The 716-nt window shown below is 64.5% G+C and carries 1 pseudogene; it reads left to right on the forward strand.

The features are described 5' to 3' along the window. Positions 1 to 716: pseudogene (locus KUW18_RS19585) on the forward strand (hypothetical protein); the annotation flags it as partial.

The following is a 716-nucleotide window of genomic DNA, read 5'->3' on the forward strand; positions in this document are numbered from 1 at the left end:
GCGCTGGGTAATGGGGCCACCACGGAAACTGCGGTGGGCACGGCGGAGGTGACGCTGGCGGGTACGACGTACGACCTTGCTGGCAAGGCCCCGACGGGCACCGTCAGCGTGGGCACCAGTGGTGCCGAGCGTACGATCACCCACGTCGCGGCAGGCCGCCTGACCGCGGACAGCACCGATGCGGTCAACGGCAGCCAGCTGTACGCCACCAACCAGGCGGTGGGGGGGCTGGATACCCGCCTGAGCACGGCGGAAACCGATATCGGCACCAATGCGGATGCGATCCAAGATAACGCGGATGCCATCACCCTCAACACCGGCAATATCTCCACCAATACGGATGCCATCGCTGAACTGGGCGACGGTGCGGTGCAGTATGACCGGGATACCGACGGTAATGTGACGCCTGGCACCATCACCCTGGCGGGCGGCAAGGACAGTGACGACAACAACATCGGCACCAAGATCACCAACCTGGCCAACGGCGATGTGGCCGAAGGCAGCCGTGATGCGGTCAGCGGTGATCAGCTGTGGACGGTGCAGAATCAGCTCGAGGGTGTGGCCGGTGACAGCAAGTATTACCAGGCCAACTCCACCCTGAGTGGCGCCGATGCCAGCGGTACCGACAGCCTGGCCATGGGCCCAGTCGCCAAGGCCAGCGCCAGCAACAGTGTGGCCATCGGTAATGGGGCCAACGCCAGCATTGCCAATAGCGT

Origin of the sequence: Halomonas sp. DP5Y7-2, from assembly GCF_019802025.1 — a bacterium.
In the GTDB taxonomy this organism is placed as follows: domain Bacteria; phylum Pseudomonadota; class Gammaproteobacteria; order Pseudomonadales; family Halomonadaceae; genus Halomonas; species Halomonas litopenaei_A.